We start from the raw sequence: 18562 nt of genomic DNA on the forward strand, positions 1-18562 counted from the left end.
AGTTTAACGACTAAAAAATTGCCGACGCGCCAGGCGCATGATCACGACTCTAGGAGGTTGCTGACAGGCTCACCTTTCCGCGAGTGCCAGTTCAGCGCGAACTATGGCAAAGATGCAAAGGTTTAAGCGAACAACCTCACAATTTGATAACAATCTTGTTTCGGTCATGCCAAACGGTCAGAAAAACACACATTACCGGTCTTAGAAAACCGCACTGAAATTGGGCATAAAGCTACGCAGGGTGCCGGATTGCAAAGGATTTAATAAGGAAGGGAATGTTTTGTTCAAAAGCGGCTGGCGGATCACAGTTTCAACCCGATGGACACTCCGGCGCCGACTAAGATATTACGATAATGTTAATAAGGAGTCGGAAATGACCGTGTTACGCAGTAGTGAGTATTTTCTCTCAGGAGATTTCCCGGTCGCTATTGAACCCCGTTATCCGCAGGAAACCTTTCCTGAACATCATCATCAGGATTTCAATGAAATTGTGCTGGTTGAGCATGGCACCGGCACGCACGTTTTTAATGATCAGCCGCTGATCCTGAGTTCGGGCAGTGTGTGTTTTGTACGCCACTGCGACCATCATCTCTATGAAGATACCGACCACCTGCATCTGACCAACGTGCTGTATCGCAGCCCGAATGCGTTTCGTTTTCTCAACGGCGTCGGTGATTTACTGCCGCAGGAAGTGGACGGGGTCTATCCTGCGCACTGGCGCATCAGTCCGAATCAGATAATCCAGGCTAAAATGCTGATTGATTTGCTGGCGCGATCCCCTGCTATGCAATCTCCGCAATCGCAGGCGCAGCAGGAATTATATTTTATGCAGCTGTTATTGTTACTGCGCAAAGGCAGCCGTGAGGTGGGTTATCGCGGGCAGGGCGGTGATCTGAACAATCTGCTGGACTGGTTGAATGAGCATTACAACGAGGACGTCGACTGGCCTGAACTGGCTGCGCGGTTCTCAATGTCGCTGCGCACCTTGCATCGCCAGATGAAACAGCAAACCGGCTGCACACCGCTCAATTACCTCAACCGCCTGCGTCTGCTCAATGCGCGTAACATGCTGCGTTTCAGCGACAGCCCGATAACCGAGATTGCGCACAACTGCGGTTTCTGTGATAGCAATTATTTCTCCACATTGTTTAAACGCGAATTTGGTTATGCCCCCCGAAGTGTGCGCCAGTAGCCCCGTAATTTGCAAAAATGTTATGTCAGTCAGTCCGACCATGACATTTTTGCCATTTCTCAAAATTAAATGGCAACCACGGAAAGGTAATGACTCCCCGGATAGAACAGGCTGTTAAAACTTCACAAAAAAGAGCTTTTTTATTAACAATTCGTTCATCACCTCTATCCGTATTTGGAGACGCTACATGAGCACAGTTCAGAAACGTATGTACATCAACGGCGAGTTCGTCGAAAACACGGGCGGTAAATGGATTGACGTTGTGAATCCGGCGACAGAACACGTGATTTCGCAGATCCCCGAAGGGTCGGCTGAAGATGCTAAAAAAGCCATTGATGCGGCCGAAGCGGCGCAACCGGGCTGGGAAGCCTTGCCTGCAGTAGAACGCGGCGTGTGGCTGCATAAAATCGCCGACGGTATCCGTGAGCGCGAAGCCGAACTGACTGAAACCATTATTGCGGAGGGCGGTAAAACCTACGGCCTGGCGCAAACCGAAGTGCTGTTCACCGCCGATTATCTTGACTACATGGCGGAATGGGCCCGTCGCTATGAAGGGGAAATCATTCAGAGCGACCGGCCAAATGAAAACATCTTTGTGTTCCGCAAAGCCATCGGCGTGACCACCGGTATTTTGCCGTGGAACTTCCCGTTCTTCCTGATCGCCCGTAAAGCAGCACCGGCGCTGATCACGGGTAACACCATCGTGATCAAACCGAGTGAAATCACGCCAAACAATGCGGTGATCTTCGCGGAAATTATTCACAAAATTGGTCTGCCAAAAGGTGTACTGAATATTGTCACCGGCTACGGTCCGACAGTCGGGCAGGAACTGGCGGCGAATCCGAAAGTCGGCATGGTCAGCCTGACCGGCAGCGTAGCAGCAGGCATCGCCACCATGACCGCAGCGGCGCAGAATGTCACCAAAGTCTCGCTGGAACTGGGCGGCAAAGCCCCGGCTATCGTAATGAATGACGCAGACTTGGATCTGGCGGTGAAAGCCATCGTCAGTTCGCGCGTCATCAATACCGGGCAGGTGTGTAACTGCGCGGAACGCGTTTACGTGCAGGAAGGGGTGTATGACGAATTTATTTCCCGCATCAGCGAAGCGATGAAGAAAGTCACATTCGGCAATACCGCTGAGCAAAAAGAGCTGGATATGGGGCCATTGATCAGCGGTGCAGCATTGCAGCGTGTGGAAGAAAAAGTGGCGAAAGCCGTGTCACAGGGCGCAAAAGTATTGCTGGGTGGAAAGCGTCATGGTGATAAAGGTTTCTTCTATCAGCCGACAGTGCTGGTGGATGTAAAGCAGGATATGCCGATTATGCATGAAGAAGTGTTTGGCCCTGTACTGCCGGTTGCCACGTTCAAAACGCTGGATGAGGCGATTGCCATGGCAAACGACAGTGAATACGGGCTGACGTCATCGATTTACACCAGCAACATCAATACGGCGATGAAGGCGCTTAAGCAGCTGAAATTTGGCGAAACGTACATCAACCGCGAAAACTTCGAAGCCATGCAGGGCTTCCACGCGGGCTGGCGTAAGTCGGGTGTCGGCGGCGCCGACGGAAAACACGGTTTGCAGGAATATCTGCAAACACATGTTGCATACCTGCAGTTCCATTAATGAACACACTGTGGCCGGAGCAGGGTAACCTCTCTCTCCGGCTGGCTGACTTTCATCTGACAAGGAAACCCCGTGAGCCGCAATGATTTCCTGACCGGCATTCGTCAGCATAAATTTATGCAAACGCTGTTCCCGTCGCCCGCTGAAAAATCTACTCCGTCAGAAGATTTTGGACGTGCGCTGACCCTGATGGGGGGGATTTGGGATGACACTTTCCTGCGGACGTCGCCACACGGTTATATGACCCTCAACGCCTATCTGCGCGGGTTATATCCGGCAGATTCTCTGTTTTGTTCCGCTACGCCGGAGATTATCGCAGAGAGGAATCTTGACGCCCGGATGCAGGCCGCATCGCTGAAAGATGTCGATGTCGGCGTGGTCCGCGCCTGTTTTGGTGTCGCAGAAACCGGCGCTGTATTTCTCAGTGATCCGCAACTTTGTGTGAATTCCCTCAGTGCGATGGCTAAAAATCTGGTGGTGCTGCTCGACATTAATCACATCATCGAACACCTGCACCTTGCCCACCGCCAGCCGCAGCCATTCAATGCCCGCTACGCGATCCTGGTCACCGGCCCGGCGGCGATGGCCGACAGCGAAAGTGCGCTGATGCTCGGCGCGAAAGGCGTCAAAAGCCTGCGGGTGATCGCGATTTAAGTCAGAAAATCCACGGATCCTGCTGTACTCACCTCGCGTAAAATAACTCCTGTAAATAAAATAAATCCTATCTGATACAATGAGTAAACAGGTGCACAACGGGCGTGTCCTGACTTTTACGGCAAGTGAGTGCGTTAACCATGAGCGTGATACAGAGCCTTATCAAACAAGCATTTGGAACCGGTAACGGCAACGAAGCGGCCACTTTCCTGGCCAGCGCGTGCAACCGTATGAAGGCCATGGATAAAATGACCATTGCCCGTGAAGTAGAGAGCGCACTCAGAGGCGTCAGTTTCAGCCGCGCCGAGTCAGAGAAAACAAAAGTAAAAACTGTTTACAAAGACACCGCCGTCACGCTCGAAAAACTCCTTTCACTGGAAAAACAGGTCCGCAGCCTGACGCATGAACTGGCCGTTGCACGCAACCAAACACATGGCGGCAATACAGAAGACGTTGAGCGGATGAAAGGGGAATTATCACGTCTTAATACGCGAATCAGCGAACTGCTGCGCCAGGCCGATATACAGAAAAAGCAGCACGCCGATGAACTGACCTTGTTGCGCTCACGCCAGCGGGCGACTGGCAATTCCACCTCCGCAGAACTGGACGCCGCAAACCGGCTGATTGCTTATACCGGCAGTCAGATGGCTGCGATGGCGGCAGCGCGCGATACGCTGCAACAGCGTTTAAGCCAGCTGGAAACCGAGTCGGAACGCCAGATGCGTGAAGAAGAGGATAAACGCCACGCTGCTAACCGTCGTGCCGACGGGAATTACGCCCTGCTCGGGCAACAGAAAGAACTGACGGCTGAGGCGAACCGTAAAATCACACAGCTTCGTGCCAGCCTGAAACTCGAAGAGTATGAAGGGCAGAGTGCGAAAAACGAAAAGGCAAAACTGAAGAAGCAAATCGCGGACCTGGAAGAGGAAAACAGCTGTCTGGCCGAGCGTTTGCGTGATAACGAAGAAGACTGTGAGCGTCTCAGCGACGCGCTTGACCGGACAAATCAGGAATTTGCCGCCTACAAGGCGCAAAAGGAACGCCTGACCCGCTGGATCCACGTACCGGGTGCCATGATGGGAATTTCCGTCGTGGCACTGGTATTGTATTCAGATGCCCAACCCGGACATCTGTTTGACAGCCTCGCCCCCGCTGCATTTCTGGGCTGTGTGGTCTATGCCCTATCCCTGATGATCGCGTTTACCCGCAGGGCGTAGAGGAGCACGTTTCCTGCCTTTACTTCACCGCCCCTGTTGCCGCCTGCTCAATCAGTGCGGCCACTTCTTTTGGATGTGATTCATAAACCGAATGGCTGGCACCTGCGATTTCGACGGTGTGGCTGTGCGCGCGTTTGGCGTACATACGTTCTAAATCAGGATTAATGATCTTGTCGGACTTCGCCACCATGTACCAGCTTGGTTTCACTTTCCATGCCGGATCAGGAATGTTTGCCGTGAATACGCTGGCGGACGTCAGCATCTGTGCCTGCGCTTCAAATTCAGCCTGTTTGCGCGGCAGGTCTGCGGCGAAATCAGACGGGAAATTGGCCGGATTGATGTACAGGAAACCGTCTGGCGTTTTCACAAACGGATGCGCAGAGTTCGGGTATTTCTTGCCGTTAATCGCTTCCGTTTCACCGTTATCCAGCGCATGTGCTGCGATGTAAACCAGCCCCGCGACGTGCGGATCATTCCCTGCTTCCGTAATGATAGCGCCGCCGTAGCTGTGACCGACCAGGATCGCCGGACCGTTTTGCCTGTCCAGAATACGTTTGGTGGCGGCGACGTCATCCGGGAAAGACGTCAGTGGCTCCTGCACCAGTGTCACTTTATAGCCGTCATGCGTCAGGATGTCGTACACCGGACGCCAGCCTGAACCGCCGACAAACGCGCCGTGAACCAGCACAATATTTTTCACCGGCGCAGCGTTGGCTGCCTGAGAACCGAACGCCGCTGTGGCGGCAAACAACAATGTTGAAACTAAACGTAAACGCATGGCATGACCTCTTTTACTGTGATCAGAAATGAAACTCAGTGTGTGAGGCCACTTTGAGCGCGGTGCTCTGACAGAGGAATGACGTGCGGATGACAAAAACGTCATAAAGCCGCAGAAGCCGCAGGCCCCGAAAGGCGCTGTGAAAACGTTTCCCCGGCATTATTTGCGGGTATTTTAGGCGTGGCGGGAATTTTCCATTTTATATGTTTTGTAAAGAGGTCGGGTTTCATTATGCGAAACGGATCGTCTGAAAAAACGGCGATGAATATGTCGCCGTCTTAAAAGAATGGTCTATATTTATTCTGTAGCCTGCATTTTCGCGTGGGTTTCGAAAGACGAAGCGGAATTAGCCCACTGAAAGTCTTCTCTGATAAATACGTGTCTGGTGTCTTTTTCGTTTTTCAGAGATATGATAATAATCAAGTGGTTATATATTATGTAATCGTTGCCACCGGGGCGCGGATAAATAACAGGCGAGGGTAGGGCGATTTTTCGAATGAAAGCAGATTCTTATTTTTTGTGGTAATAAAAACGGGTACAGGCGAATAAAACCCCGTATTTTGCGCGGAGATGGAATGTGAAATCGGGCCCAGATGTACACTGCGTGCGGTATTTTGTTAAAAAGTTATATTTGTAAAGTTGCGTATGTACTAACAGGAAGAAAAAATCTATAGTGAGCCCCTTCACGGCTCTCAATCAGATTGGTCGATTTATGTCTACTTCTTATGTCCAAAATTGAGAGATGCGTCGTCTTTTTTTGACTCAACCTTTTAACGTAAAACAAAAGAAATCATAAAGTGAACGCCAAAACCTCTGCTTTTATCATCACGTTTCTGTCATTTTTTAACCCGGTATCTGTCAGTTACGCCCAGTCTTCGACGGCGTTACCGAAAGAGGATGCCGGTGACAGTTCCGGTTCATCAACACTGATGGTCATTAAGCGTGAAAGTACCGGGAAACTCTCCGAACTCGATACGCCGGCTGCGGTCAGCGTCATTGATGGCGACGATTTCAGAAACAGCAAAGCCCAGGTCAATCTTTCTGAAAGCCTCGGCAGCGTCCCCGGTTTACAGGTTCAAAACCGCCAGAACTATGCACAGGATTTGCAACTTTCTGTTCGCGGATTCGGTAGCCGTTCCATGTATGGCGTGCGCGGCGTGCGTATTTACGTTGATGGTATTCCGGCCACCATGCCGGACGGACAGGGGCAAACGTCTAATATTGATCTCAATTCCGTAGACCGCGTTGAAGTGTTGCGCGGGCCGTTTTCGGCACTGTATGGCAATTCTTCAGGCGGCGTGGTTAATGTCGATACCCAAACGGGTTCACAGCCTGCCAAACTGGAAGCGGGTACGTATTTCGGCAGCTATGGATCGTTTCGTAACAGCATTAAAGCCAGCGGCGCAACCGGAGACGGCACGCATGCCGGTGATGTGAATTATCTGATTTCCGGTTCCCGTTTCACCACTGACGGTTACCGCGACCACAGTGGTACGCAGAAAAATCTCGGCAATGGCAAACTGGGCGTGCGTATTGATGATGCCAGTACCCTGACGCTGATGTTTAACAGCGTGTCCGTAGATGCCAATGATCCGGGCGGCCTGACAGAATCTGAATGGCACGATGACCCGAAGCAGGCTAAACGTGCCGATCAGTACAATGCCCGTAAGAGTCTGGATCAGACCCAGGTCGGATTACGCTATCAGCGACAGATGAGCGAAAACGACGAGTTCAGCCTGATGACCTATCACGGCGAGCGTCACACAACGCAATACCAGACGATTCCTGCGGCATCGCAGAAAAATCCGCTGAACGCGGGCGGGGTGATTGTTCTTGAACGTAAATATTCGGGTGTGGATACCCGCTGGAAACATGACGATCAACTAGGTTCTGTGCCGTTCTCGGTCACCGGCGGTCTGGATTATGAAACCATGACTGAACGTCGTTTCGGTTATGAAAATTTCAACAGCGAAGGCGATCTGGGCGTAAAAGGTGACGAGCGTCGTAACGAAAAGAACGTCATGTGGAACCTCGATCCTTATCTGCAAACCACGTGGAACCTGACATCGCGCTGGACGCTGGATGCCGGTGCGCGTTACAGCACGGTCAGTTTCGACTCGCAGGATTATTACATTACCGGCCGCAATCCTGATGACAGCGGTTCGCGCCGTTATCATAAACTGCTGCCGATGGCGTCCCTGAACTATGCCGTAACGCCGGCACTGAACACCTATATTTCTGCCGGTCGTGGTTTTGAAACGCCGACCATTAATGAACTGTCTTACCGTAGTGACGGCCAGTCTGGCCTGAATCTGGGGCTGGAGCCTTCCACCAGTAACACCGTGGAACTGGGCAGCAAATGGCGCGTGGGTAACGGTTTAGTGACCGCAGCCGTATTTCAGACTGATACCGATGATGAGCTGATTGTGGCAAAAAGTGTCGGTGGACGTTCGAGCTACACCAACGCGGGTAAGACCCGTCGCCGTGGTCTGGAATTGTCGTTAGATCAGCAAATTGAAGAGAACTGGCGCGTGAAAATGGCCTGGACGCTACTCGATGCGACCTTCCGCAACGAGACCTGTGGTGCGGGCGATTGCACACCCGCAGGCAACCGTCTGCCTGGAATTGCGCGCAACATGGGCTACGCTTCCCTTGAGTGGGCGCCGCCGGAAGGTTGGCATGCGGGTGCCGATGTGCGCTACATGAGCGACATCGAAGTGAACGACGAAAACAGTGAACAGGCACCGGCTTATACCGTCGCCAGCGTGAATGCGGGATACCGCTTCAACTGGAGTAACGTGACGCTTGATCTGTTTACCCGCGTCGACAATCTGTTTGACAGAAATTATGTCGGTTCTGTGATCGTCAATGAAGGCAATGGGCGTTATTACGAACCTGCGCCTGGCAGGAATTACGGTGGCGGCGCTACGCTTTCTTATAGTTTCGAATAATTTACAGTCCGCAAGCGTTTTACGAACAGTAAGAACGTTCAGTCAGTAACAACACGAACCACGCAGTGTTGCCTGTTACCTGCAATTCCTGACGCAGGCAGCACCTGCAAGGAATGACACCCGGTGAGAACCGGATGTTCTTGAAGATTCAGGTCGTCCCTGAATCGACGATTATAAAAAATCAGTAAGGTCATCAACTATGGAAACGAAAGCCTCGTTATCACGCATCGTCGTCATAATTACCGCTTTGTTCGCCGCGTTAAGCGGGATTTATCTTCTTGTCGGCGGTATCTGGCTGGCAAAATTAGGGGGTTCTCTTTATTACATTATCGCCGGTGTTATTTCGCTGGTGACTGCGTGGCTGCTCTACCGCCGCCGCTCGTCTGCATTATTGCTCTATGCAATCTTCCTGTTCGGCACCACTGTCTGGGCTGTATGGGAAGTGGGCACCGATTTCTGGGCACTGACGCCGCGTCTGGACGTCACCTTCTTCCTGGGGCTGTGGATCCTGCTGCCTGTCGTATATAACCAGATGCTGGCGAAGAATGGCTTCGCCCGTGGCGCGCTGGCCGTTTCTCTGCTGTTCACGGTTATTGTGCTGGGTTACTCCATCTTCAACGACCCGCAGGTTATTAACGGCACCCTCAAAGCGGCGGATTCTGCTCCGGCAAAATCTGATTCCGGCATTCCGGATGGCGACTGGCCGGCGTATGGTCGTACTCAGGGCGGTACCCGTTACTCGCCACTGAGCCAGATCAATGATAAAAACGTCAGCAAGCTTGATGTAGCCTGGACTTTCCGTACCGGTGATCTGAAGACCCCGAACGATCCGGGCGAAATCACTGACGAAGTGACGCCAATCAAAATCGGCGACATGCTTTACCTGTGTACACCGCACCAGAAGCTGTTTGCTCTGGATGCCGCGACGGGTAAGGAGAAGTGGAAGTTCGATCCTGAGCTGAAACCAAACCCAACCTTCCAGCACGTCACCTGTCGCGGTGTGTCTTACCATGAGACCACGCCAGCAGCAGAAGGTAACGCGACTAACGGCGCCGCGCCTGCTGTCTGTTCCCGTCGTATCATTCTGCCTGTCAACGATGGTCGTCTGTTCGCGCTGGATGCCGAAACCGGCGCACGTTGCCCGGCATTTGGTAACAATGGTGAACTGAACCTGCAAGGCAACATGCCTTATGCGACACCAGGCCACTATGAGCCAACTTCACCGCCAATCATCACCAAATCAGTGATTATCGTGGCCGGTGCGGTGACCGATAACTACTCAAACCGCGAGCCTTCCGGCGTGATCCGTGGCTTTGATGTTGAAACCGGTAAACTGCTGTGGGCTTTCGATCCGGGTGCTGCTGAACCGAATAAATTGCCGGCTGATGGCCAGCATTTCACACCAAACTCCCCGAACTCATGGGCACCTGCGGCTTATGATGACAAACTGGATCTGGTTTACCTGCCAATCGGCGTGGCAACGCCGGATATCTGGGGCGGTAACCGCACACCGGAGATGGAACGTTATGCGAGCGGCCTGCTGGCGCTGAATGCGACCACCGGTAAACTGGCCTGGTTCTATCAGACTGTTCACCACGACTTGTGGGATATGGATGTTCCGGCGCAGCCAACTCTGGCTGATATTACTGACAAGAACGGCAACAAAGTTCCTGCGATTTATGTCCCGACCAAAACCGGTAACATCTTCGTGCTGGACCGCCGTGACGGTAAACTGATTGTCGATGCCCCTGAGAAACCTGTTCCGCAAGGTGCAGCGAAAGGTGACCATGTGTCTCCGACTCAGCCATTCTCGAAACTGACCTTCCGTCCTGAAGCTAAGCTGACTGGCAAAGACATGTGGGGTGCGACGATCTACGACCAGCTGATGTGTCGTGTGATCTTCCACAAACTGCGTTATGAAGGCACCTTCACACCGCCATCCGAGCAGGGCACCCTGGTATTCCCGGGCAACCTCGGTATGTTCGAGTGGGGCGGTATTTCTGTGGATACAGACCGTCAGGTGGCTATTGCTAACCCGATCGCCCTGCCATTTGTGTCTAAACTGATCCCGCGCGGTCCGGGCAATCCGATCGAGCCAGATGCGAACGATAAAGGCGGTTCCGGTACCGAGACGGGTATTCAGCCGCAGTACGGCGTGCCATTTGGCGTGACGCTGAACCCGTTCCTGTCTCCGCTGGGCTTCCCATGTAAACAGCCTGCATGGGGTTACATTTCCGGTGTTGACCTGAAAACCAACGATATCGTGTGGAAAAAACGTATCGGTACCGTGCGCGACAGCTCACCATTACCGCTGCCGTTCAAAATGGGTATGCCAATGCTGGGCGCACCGGTTTCTACCGCCGGTAACGTGTTCTTCATCGCGGCAACTGCAGACAACTACCTGCGCGCGTTCAACATGAGCAACGGTGACAAACTGTGGGAAGCACGTCTGCCAGCAGGCGGCCAGGCGACCCCGATGACTTACTCTGTCAATGGCAAACAGTACGTTGTTATCGCAGCAGGCGGTCACGGTTCGTTCGGCACCAAACTGGGCGATTACATCATCGCTTACGCACTGCCAGATGCTGACGCTAAGTAATCAGGTGTCATAAGATCTGAAATTTGAAAGGCCGCGAAAGCGGCCTTTTTTGTCACGACCGCGCGGGTAACTTTAGCCTTCACGCGATGATGTTCCTTACGTTTTCTTCAGGCACCCAGCCTGATTCCCCGGATTTTTTACATGCCCAGAACCAGCCATTGAGCTTTTTCTCCAGCGTGAGGATTTCCCCCGGAACAACCGATAATTCATATGCCGTATATTTTTCAGTGCAAATTCCCACCAGACGAGCTACAACGCCCGCAACCACCGTGCCGGATTTCCCGCATAAACGCCTTTCACCGTGATGTCTTTCGTCACTACGCTTCCTGCACCAATCACTGTGCCATCGCAGATTGTGACGCCCAGAATGGTCGCACCGCTGCCAATGGAAACATCGTTACCCACGTGAATTCTGGCCCATGAGTTTCGTTCCGCATCAGGCCTGCCGGTTTTAAACATATCATTAGCAAACATCACACCGTGGCCGATAAAGCAGTTTTCCCCGACAGTGACATATTCACAAATAAAGGTATGCGACTGGATTTTTGTCCCCCGTCCGATGCTGGTGTTGGCCTGAATTTCCACAAAGGGTCCGACAAAAACGTCGTCATGCAAAGTGCAGTCATACACATTAGCGGGTTCGTAAATCACCACATTCTGGCCTGCTTTTATATTACGGATTTGCACGTTGCGTGAGGCGTAATGCATTTTATTTCTCCTGTCTGAAGTTACCCGAACAATTTCGATGAATATTGCGGGTGATAGACCGATGAGTCTTTAGTTTTTAGATATTGGGAAGTATCGTTCATCATAAAATAGCAAGGAAAACGCGTTATGACAGATATGGACACTGGCCGCAGGATGAATAGCGGAGTGTTTTGCTGTTAATATCCAAATTATTTGAATAATAAAGGCTCCGGTAATGGAAATTAAAACAGTCTGCGATGCCGTTTCAGAAAGTGCCTGCGGGCTTTCAATGGGGGCCGTTTGGCAACATATCAGTGTCGAATGCGCGCACATTCCTGACAACGATGCCTTTCGGGTTGAGGTGTTTTTTACCTTGCTGGAAAGATTGATGAATGAAGGGGAAATCAGACTGGCTTGTAACGGTGAATTTCTTCGCGGAACCCATGCCCGGCAATTACAGCAGTTAAAAGATGCGTGGCCCCGGGGGAATTCAGAGGATGAATTTGACGATCTCGATGATACCGGTTACTGGTTTTTAGCCCGATCACCGGCAGGAATTGTCTGGATCATGCCCGATGGCAGGGAAATCTGGACATAGGTTTCGCTATTTCCGGCAGCTTGTCACTTGCGGATAATTGCGGCAAACCAGCATGAGTTTATCTTTCGGCTCGAAATCTCTGTCTAACATGCATTGCTGGATTTTTGCAGCCTGCATTAGCGTCGGCTCGAAAGGGCGGGAGCCCAGAGGTTCCGGGTAACCACATTCGTACATGACGCTGATGGCGAGGCGATCATTTTCAAGTTCATGTGAAAAATGCAACGAAGCGCCCGCTTTACGCCAGCTGATTCGCTGGGATTCTACGACGCCTGAACCCGGTTTAATCGGATAAAATCCTTTATCAGCAAGAAAAGGCAAAGCATCAAGTTGTTTCTGGCTGAGCGGATGTCCCTGTTGTTTTTCAATGCACGCCGGTGTGCTTTTATGGACATCACAGATATGAAAATCATGCTTATAGGTAAAGCCTTTCCCTTCCATACACTGGTAATACAGCACTGTTTCATTAGCGGTAAAATCAGGTTCCGGCCCCGGAAGCGGAACACCGCATTGTCCCATCGCAACACGCGCGTCATCTATGGTGCTGTCAGGGCGCTGCCACTGGGTTAAATCAGGTGGGGGCGGACAGCCGGTGAGCAGAAAAACCGAGGCGATCAGTGCAGATAACGAAACCAGAGAAGTGGTGCGGGGCATAAAAATCCTTTTTAATAATAATGTTATGGAATTCTTTAACTCCCTTTATGCGGCGGGAGTAGCAGGAGAAGGATAACTTTAGTTCAGTTTCAGGAAACAGACGCGTTTATATATATCCTGAAGTAAGGAGAAGACCGATGACCGTTGTTTTGGATGAAATTAAGGCACTGGAATGCAGTCTCCATGGTGTCCGGCGGAAAGACAAATTATGGCTGGAAAAGGTTTTGCATCCGGATTTCAGGGAAATCACGCGTTCGGGGGTGATGGTTGACCGGCAACAAACAGTGGCGGCGCTGACTGCTGAAACGCAGGATTTAAGGCTTGAAGCAGAGGGTTTTCAGCTACAGACGCTTAATGAAAGTTGTGTGATCCTGACGTATAAAACCTTTCTGAACAGAGGCAACGAAAACCGCCGTTACACGTTACGCGCATCTTGCTGGACGAATGCCGGAGGAACTGGCTGGCAGATGATTTTTCATCAGGGCACGCCAGCAGCTGAAACGCTGGCGTGCGGATAACGTTCACTAAGAAGCACAGCCCTCAGGCTTAAAGACCCGCGTGGTGGAGGCCGGATTATTTGCCAGTTTGTTCGCCGGTCTGCGCGGACGGGCAACCAGTTCTCCGCCGCAGTTGGGGCATATCCCGTGAAGTTTGTCTTCGGCACAGGATACACAGAATGTGCATTCGAATGAGCAAATCCTTGCGTCGGCGGAAGGCAGCAGGTCGGTGTTACAACACTCACAGTTAGGTCTCAGTTCCAGCATAGAATTTATCCTTCAACAGTATATTTACGTTCAGCCATTCTGCGGGTGACCGGCAGCATTTCGCAAGCGGCTGATGCTGATCACACTTGCCAGAACGGTTGCCATCACCGCCACCCATAAACTGACCTGTATTGCCTGGGCTTCCTGCAACACACTCCTGGCTGAATAAATTGTCAGGATAACGCCGACGCAGGCGGCACCGAGACACTGGCCGAAGGTGCGCATAATGGCCAGTACGCCGGAGGCATAACCGCTGTTTTCCCGCGACGCATTGGAAAGCATTTCACGGTTATTCGGGCTCTGGAAACAGCCGAAGCCCAGTCCGCAGATAAAGCTTCTCAGACCGATATCCCAGACCTGTGGATGTGCGGGGAGTTGCGCAAGTAACAATAACCCCACCGCAAATACTGCCAGACCCACAGTAGAAATAATGGCTGCGGGATAGCGGTCGGCGAGGCGTCCTGCATGCGGTGCCGCCAGAATGATCCCCAGCGGCCAGGGCGTGAAAAGCAATGCGGAAACAAAGGCGCTGTAACCGTACACGCTCTGGAACAGGAACGGCAGCGCGACAAAAGTAATCCCCTGGCTGACGAAAGAGGCCAAAGAGGTAAACGCCGCCAGCGTGAACCGTGCAGAGGCAAACATGCCGAGCGGCAGCAGCGGTTTCGGCGCGCGGCGCTGACGCCAGACAAAGGCCACGCCTGTGATGATTGCTGTCAGGCCATAGGTTATGGCGGTAGCAAGTTCGTCATTTCCCGGACGCGCAAAGGATTCAGCGGCCATAATCAGCGCGCCCAGGGCCACCGCCGATAAAATTGCACCCGCCGTATCAAACGGCTGTGGCGTGCCGGACGGATTTGATGGCACTACGCGCAGCGCAATAACGACGGCAATAATGCCGAGTGGGATATTAATGGCGAACAGCCATTGCCAGCTCATCGCGGAAAGTATTGTGCCGCCCAGCACCGGCGCGACGGCGGTGCTGGTGGCAATTATCAGGGCATTCAGCCCCAGTATTCGCCCGAGCAGACGGTTGGGGAACACGGAACGGAAAATCGCCGGGCCGATACTCAGCGTGGCTGCCGCACCGATGCCCTGAAGCACCCGCATCATAATCAGCATATCGGGGGATGTTGACAGCACACAGCCCAGAGAGGACAGGGTAAATACTGTCAGCCCGGCGGCAAACTGCCGGCGAAAGCCGATGTGGCTGGCCAGCGCGGCGAAGATTGCCAGCGTCATGGACGCCGACAGCAGATAACCGTTCGACACCCACACCGCTGCGCCTGCTGAAATATCCAGTGCCCGTGCGATTTGCGGCAGCGCGATGTTGACCATTGAGCCGTCGAATACTGCCATCGTTGCCATGATCATCACAGCGGCCATCGCGAATCCGCGTTCGCGGCCCGGTAATCCTTCATCGCCTGGTTTATCGGAAAATAATTCCATTACGCATTCGCCTTATTGATATTGAGTTTTGCAACTATACCGGCAGGTAATAAAGTGCGGAAGACGCAGCATCTGCATTAAATACCTGCACCAAACGCCTTCTCTCATTTTTATCGCTGCGCTAGTATGGCGGGATGAATGAACCCGATCTGAACTTACTTATTGCCCTCGATGTGCTCCTGACTGAAGGAAGTGTCGTCGGTGCTGCCCGCCGTTTGGGATTAAGTGCCTCCGCCATGAGCCGCACACTCAGCCGCCTGCGGGCTACCACCGGCGATCCACTGCTGGTGCGCGCCGGGCGAAATATGGTACTGACGCCTTATGCTGAAGAAATACGCCAGCGTACGCAAAATGCGGCCTTTGAGGCGCGCGCCCTGTTGCGGCCTTCTTCCGCTGATTTCAACGTATCCCGGCTTGAGCGTACTTTCCTGATCCGCTCCAACGATGGTTTTGTGGTGTCGTTTGGTGCCGCGATGATCAGCGCCGCTGCGCAGGCTGCCCCTTCCGTATGTTTACGATTTATGTCCAAACCGGAAAAAAACTCAAATGCATTGCGGGAAGGACGGGTCGATCTTGAGATCGGCGTTTTAGGCGAAATGGGGCCGGAAATTCTTTTACAGACGTTATTCCGCGACAGGTTTATGGGGGTGGTCAGAAAAGACCACCCGCTGGCAGCAGGGAAGGGGATTACCGCCCAGGCGTATGTGTCGTTCGGACACGTTGTCGTTTCACGCCGTAACAACACATTTGGCCCGGTAGATGACGCGCTGGCCGAGGTTGGCCTGACACGTAAAATTGCCGCTGTTGTGCCGGGTTTCTCCGCCGCTCTGGCGATTGCGCGAAATTCCGATCTGGTGGCGCTGATCCCCGCCTCATTTCTAATTTCCGAACCTGACGGGCTGTATGCTTTCGAGTTGCCGTTAAAAACCCGCGAAATCACCATTTCCCAGATGTGGCATCCCCGCTCAGATGTTGATCCGGCGCACCGCTGGCTGCGGCAACTGGTGCTGAGTGTATGCCGGGCGAGCATGAAAAAGGAATAAAAAATCTACCCTGCCAATGAACAGGATGTAGCCATGAATGCTCCGGTTTCCGTTAACAGAAGATTCCCGGATGAAATATCAGTTTTTTACAGCAGCCTTAATATCATTTTGGAAAGCCTCCCCTTTAGATAAAAGACTTTCTTTCATAAGGTCTTCGGCACTTTTTACTGCTACAAGCATGTAATAAGGGGGCGTGTCGGTGCATTTGAGTCGTGAAAAGGCGTATTCATAATTCCGGGGTATGGCCATTCTGTAATCACCTGGTCCCACAGTCATAAATAGAGCATCAGGCCTGCCTGGGATTATCATGTAATGTTTGTTGCAATAGAACGTTGTCCGCGAATCGAGAGGCATTGTTCTGTGGAATACATATTTCATGACAATGTTAGTGTTAACAGTATACGCAATGAAAAATATGTAACCGATACTAAAGCATGTCAGGAATATAGTGGATGTTTGTTGCTTAGGTACAATATACCTTCCAAAACGCTGCCGTTTTTCTTTGAGGTTCAACGACATGAGAGGTAAAGTAATGAATACAAAAAGTGCGCTAAACATGAGGCTGTAGAGTAGGGCGGCGTAACCTAATACACTGACTTTATTGACTGTTTGCTCATAGGGTATATCACTTGTCTCCATCATTATACTTCTGGCCAGAAAATAACAATAGGTGGAAATCAATATCCAGGAAAATTTCAAAACGTTTGTGGAAAATTTTATGATTAATTTATATCTTTCGTCGAGATGTGATATCAGATAATAAAGTGAAAAGTACATGTTCAACAACGTCACGACACTGAGTGTCCCTATCGTTGTCGCGGATGCGGAATGCCAAAATTTTATTACGACGCAAGTGATGAAAAAAAAGCACATTGAGCTGAGGCTCAATAAACTGATTGTTTCATTTTGAGTATAGAAAAACCTGGCCTTCCGTGGCTGTTTTTTAACAAACTTTCTGGTAAATAACGCCCGGATCTTAGGCCCTGTAATTTTTTCCCAAAAAAGATAAGTTAAACAAGCCAGAACACCTGTTATTGCAATGATATTGAATAAATAATTATTTTTCGGTGTTATGACCAAAACAGAAAGATAAATAAGAATGACTTGCAAACGAAAAGCTAAAGTTAAAAGCGATTCTTTGGATTTTTGCATTGAACGGATTAACTCCCTCTATAGTTTGTGCCGGGTTAAGGTTTACGGCAGAATTTGCTAAATTCAATCGTTCAGCGGCGGTTTTGACCGCTATCAACCGGCTACCTCAGGTTAGGGTAACCGGCCGTGAGCAGATGCCGGGAAATATCATAAATTCAGAGGTTATTGCCCTTCCAGATAATGCTTTAGTGTCATGCGTAAATCGGGGGTGAGTTCTTTGATGTTGTTCAGCATCCAGCGCAAATACATCGGGTCGTCTTCGGCGATTTCGGCAATTTTCCTGCCGCGATATTTGCCGAACATCATGGTGCTGACTAAAGCAGGGCGCCCGGTAATGGTCACCATTTCTTCCGGTGTCCAGCCTGATTCATCCATGATGCGGATAAGTAACGCGGCGGTGATGTAGCAGTCAAACAGCGCGCGGTGATGATGCAGATCCGCAGGCGTTGCCACTTGCAACTTGAGAGATTTGTAGAGCGCCATGTTGCTGTATTTAATTCCCGGCCATAAACGGCGCGCCAGTTTCACGGTGCAGATCCAGTCGCCCTGCATTTCAGGCAACATGCGTTGGTCAAAACTGGCGTTGTGGGCCACATAATATTGGCTGCCGTGATAACGTGGAATGATCTCCTCAATCCACGGTTTATCGGCCACCATGGCCTCGGTAATTTTGTGGATGGCCATCGCCTGATGGCTTATAGGACGGTCGGGCCTCACCAGATCACTCATCGGGTTGACGATTTTTCCGTCTTCAATATCGACCGAGGCCACCTCCACGACGCCGCCTTGTAATCCACAAGTTTCGGTATCAATAACGCGCAACATATCCCACTCCGGCTGTTCACCAAGCACTTTCTAAAAACACTAGCCTAACGGATTGGCTTCATTGTGCCCACTTTTCTCCTCACAAAGTGAAGACCGGGATATTCCCCTACACCCCATCCGACTATTTCCTGTACAGATCACATTTTACCTTACTTTCGTGAAAATGCTCACAGTCTCCCGTGCATATGCCCAAACTTACCCGGAAATTTTCGGCTTTTAGCCGTGGAAATGCGCCCGTAAAGTGGCTAACTTCGATAATGAAACACCATTTTATTATTGTTGGATTGCGATTTTATAGCAGGGTGAGTGCGCTCATGCTGCTCAATGAATGCGCAGTTACGGAGCGCTCTGAAGAGCGTCAACTCTCTCAGTAAT

Annotated in this window: 17 protein-coding genes; 9 read left to right on the forward strand and 8 right to left on the reverse strand. The window is 51.4% G+C overall.

Annotated features, from left to right (window positions below):
- Positions 1-373 precede the first annotated feature (373 nt).
- The 4 genes from rhaS to EVX52_RS08820 all read left to right on the forward strand — a co-directional run bounded on the left by rhaS (position 374) and on the right by EVX52_RS08820 (position 4690).
- Entirely contained in the window at positions 374-1192 is an 819-nt protein-coding gene (gene rhaS / locus EVX52_RS08805) for an HTH-type transcriptional activator RhaS (protein ID WP_129953362.1), read from the forward strand.
- Positions 1193-1379: 187 nt separating this feature from the next.
- On the forward strand, positions 1380-2819 hold the full coding sequence (gene aldA, locus EVX52_RS08810) for an aldehyde dehydrogenase (protein WP_129953361.1): 1440 nt from the start codon (positions 1380-1382) through the stop codon (positions 2817-2819).
- A 72-nt stretch (positions 2820-2891) separates the two neighbouring features.
- A complete protein-coding gene (locus EVX52_RS08815; protein WP_129953360.1) occupies positions 2892-3473 on the forward strand; it encodes an LUD domain-containing protein in 582 nt (193 codons plus the stop codon).
- Between the two features lie 140 nt (positions 3474-3613).
- Entirely contained in the window at positions 3614-4690 is a 1077-nt protein-coding gene (locus tag EVX52_RS08820; RefSeq protein ID WP_129991104.1) for a hypothetical protein, read from the forward strand.
- Positions 4691-4709: 19 nt separating this feature from the next.
- Here the strand turns inward: EVX52_RS08820 and EVX52_RS08825 are convergent, their stop codons facing one another.
- Positions 4710-5468, reverse strand: a complete 759-nt coding sequence (locus tag EVX52_RS08825; protein ID WP_129953358.1) for an alpha/beta hydrolase — start codon at positions 5466-5468, stop codon at positions 4710-4712.
- Between the two features lie 797 nt (positions 5469-6265).
- Here EVX52_RS08825 and pqqU point away from each other — a divergent pair.
- Positions 6266-8419, forward strand: a complete 2154-nt coding sequence (gene pqqU / locus EVX52_RS08830) for a TonB-dependent receptor PqqU (RefSeq protein ID WP_129991105.1) — start codon at positions 6266-6268, stop codon at positions 8417-8419.
- A gap of 199 nt (positions 8420-8618) precedes the next feature.
- Complete coding sequence (locus EVX52_RS08835; RefSeq protein WP_129953356.1) at positions 8619-11018, forward strand: glucose/quinate/shikimate family membrane-bound PQQ-dependent dehydrogenase; 2400 nt, start codon at positions 8619-8621, stop codon at positions 11016-11018.
- 79 nt (positions 11019-11097) lie between these two features.
- Here the strand turns inward: EVX52_RS08835 and EVX52_RS08840 are convergent, their stop codons facing one another.
- Positions 11098-11286 carry an SH3 domain-containing protein gene (locus EVX52_RS08840; protein WP_336369507.1) on the reverse strand — a complete coding sequence of 63 codons (189 nt, stop codon included), beginning with the start codon at positions 11284-11286 and terminating at the stop codon, positions 11098-11100.
- A complete protein-coding gene (locus EVX52_RS08845; protein ID WP_129953355.1) occupies positions 11268-11726 on the reverse strand; it encodes an acyltransferase in 459 nt (152 codons plus the stop codon). Before EVX52_RS08845 ends, EVX52_RS08840 begins: the two co-directional genes overlap by 19 nt.
- Before the next feature lie 214 nt (positions 11727-11940).
- Between EVX52_RS08845 and EVX52_RS08850 the strand changes: the two genes are divergently transcribed.
- A complete protein-coding gene (locus EVX52_RS08850) occupies positions 11941-12303 on the forward strand; it encodes a DUF596 domain-containing protein (protein ID WP_129991106.1) in 363 nt (120 codons plus the stop codon).
- A gap of 6 nt (positions 12304-12309) precedes the next feature.
- On the opposite strand, the gene EVX52_RS08855 is transcribed toward EVX52_RS08850, so the two are convergent.
- A complete protein-coding gene (locus tag EVX52_RS08855; RefSeq protein WP_129991107.1) occupies positions 12310-12954 on the reverse strand; it encodes a hypothetical protein in 645 nt (214 codons plus the stop codon).
- 137 nt (positions 12955-13091) lie between these two features.
- Here EVX52_RS08855 and EVX52_RS08860 point away from each other — a divergent pair, with 137 nt between their 5' ends.
- Entirely contained in the window at positions 13092-13472 is a 381-nt protein-coding gene (locus EVX52_RS08860) for a DUF4440 domain-containing protein (protein ID WP_129953352.1), read from the forward strand.
- A gap of 6 nt (positions 13473-13478) precedes the next feature.
- On the opposite strand, the gene EVX52_RS08865 is transcribed toward EVX52_RS08860, so the two are convergent.
- Positions 13479-13718 (reverse strand): DUF1272 domain-containing protein, encoded by a 240-nt coding sequence (locus EVX52_RS08865; protein ID WP_129953351.1) that lies wholly within the window; start codon positions 13716-13718, stop codon positions 13479-13481.
- Positions 13719-13748: 30 nt separating this feature from the next.
- The gene (locus EVX52_RS08870; RefSeq protein ID WP_129991108.1) at positions 13749-15167 is read right to left on the reverse strand and encodes an MFS transporter; all 1419 of its coding nucleotides are present in this window, start codon (positions 15165-15167) and stop codon (positions 13749-13751) included.
- A gap of 134 nt (positions 15168-15301) precedes the next feature.
- Between EVX52_RS08870 and EVX52_RS08875 the strand changes: the two genes are divergently transcribed.
- Positions 15302-16210 (forward strand): LysR family transcriptional regulator, encoded by a 909-nt coding sequence (locus tag EVX52_RS08875; protein ID WP_129953349.1) that lies wholly within the window; start codon positions 15302-15304, stop codon positions 16208-16210.
- A gap of 78 nt (positions 16211-16288) precedes the next feature.
- Here the strand turns inward: EVX52_RS08875 and EVX52_RS08880 are convergent, their stop codons facing one another.
- A complete protein-coding gene (locus EVX52_RS08880; RefSeq protein WP_129991109.1) occupies positions 16289-17362 on the reverse strand; it encodes a hypothetical protein in 1074 nt (357 codons plus the stop codon).
- A 162-nt stretch (positions 17363-17524) separates the two neighbouring features.
- Positions 17525-18187, reverse strand: coding sequence for an exodeoxyribonuclease X (exoX, locus tag EVX52_RS08885; RefSeq protein ID WP_129953347.1), 663 nt, complete (start codon positions 18185-18187; stop codon positions 17525-17527).
- Positions 18188-18562 lie beyond the last annotated feature (375 nt).

It is taken from the genome of Rahnella sp. CFA14(1/10), assembly GCF_004195095.1.
GTDB classification, from domain to species: domain Bacteria; phylum Pseudomonadota; class Gammaproteobacteria; order Enterobacterales; family Enterobacteriaceae; genus Rahnella; species Rahnella perminowiae.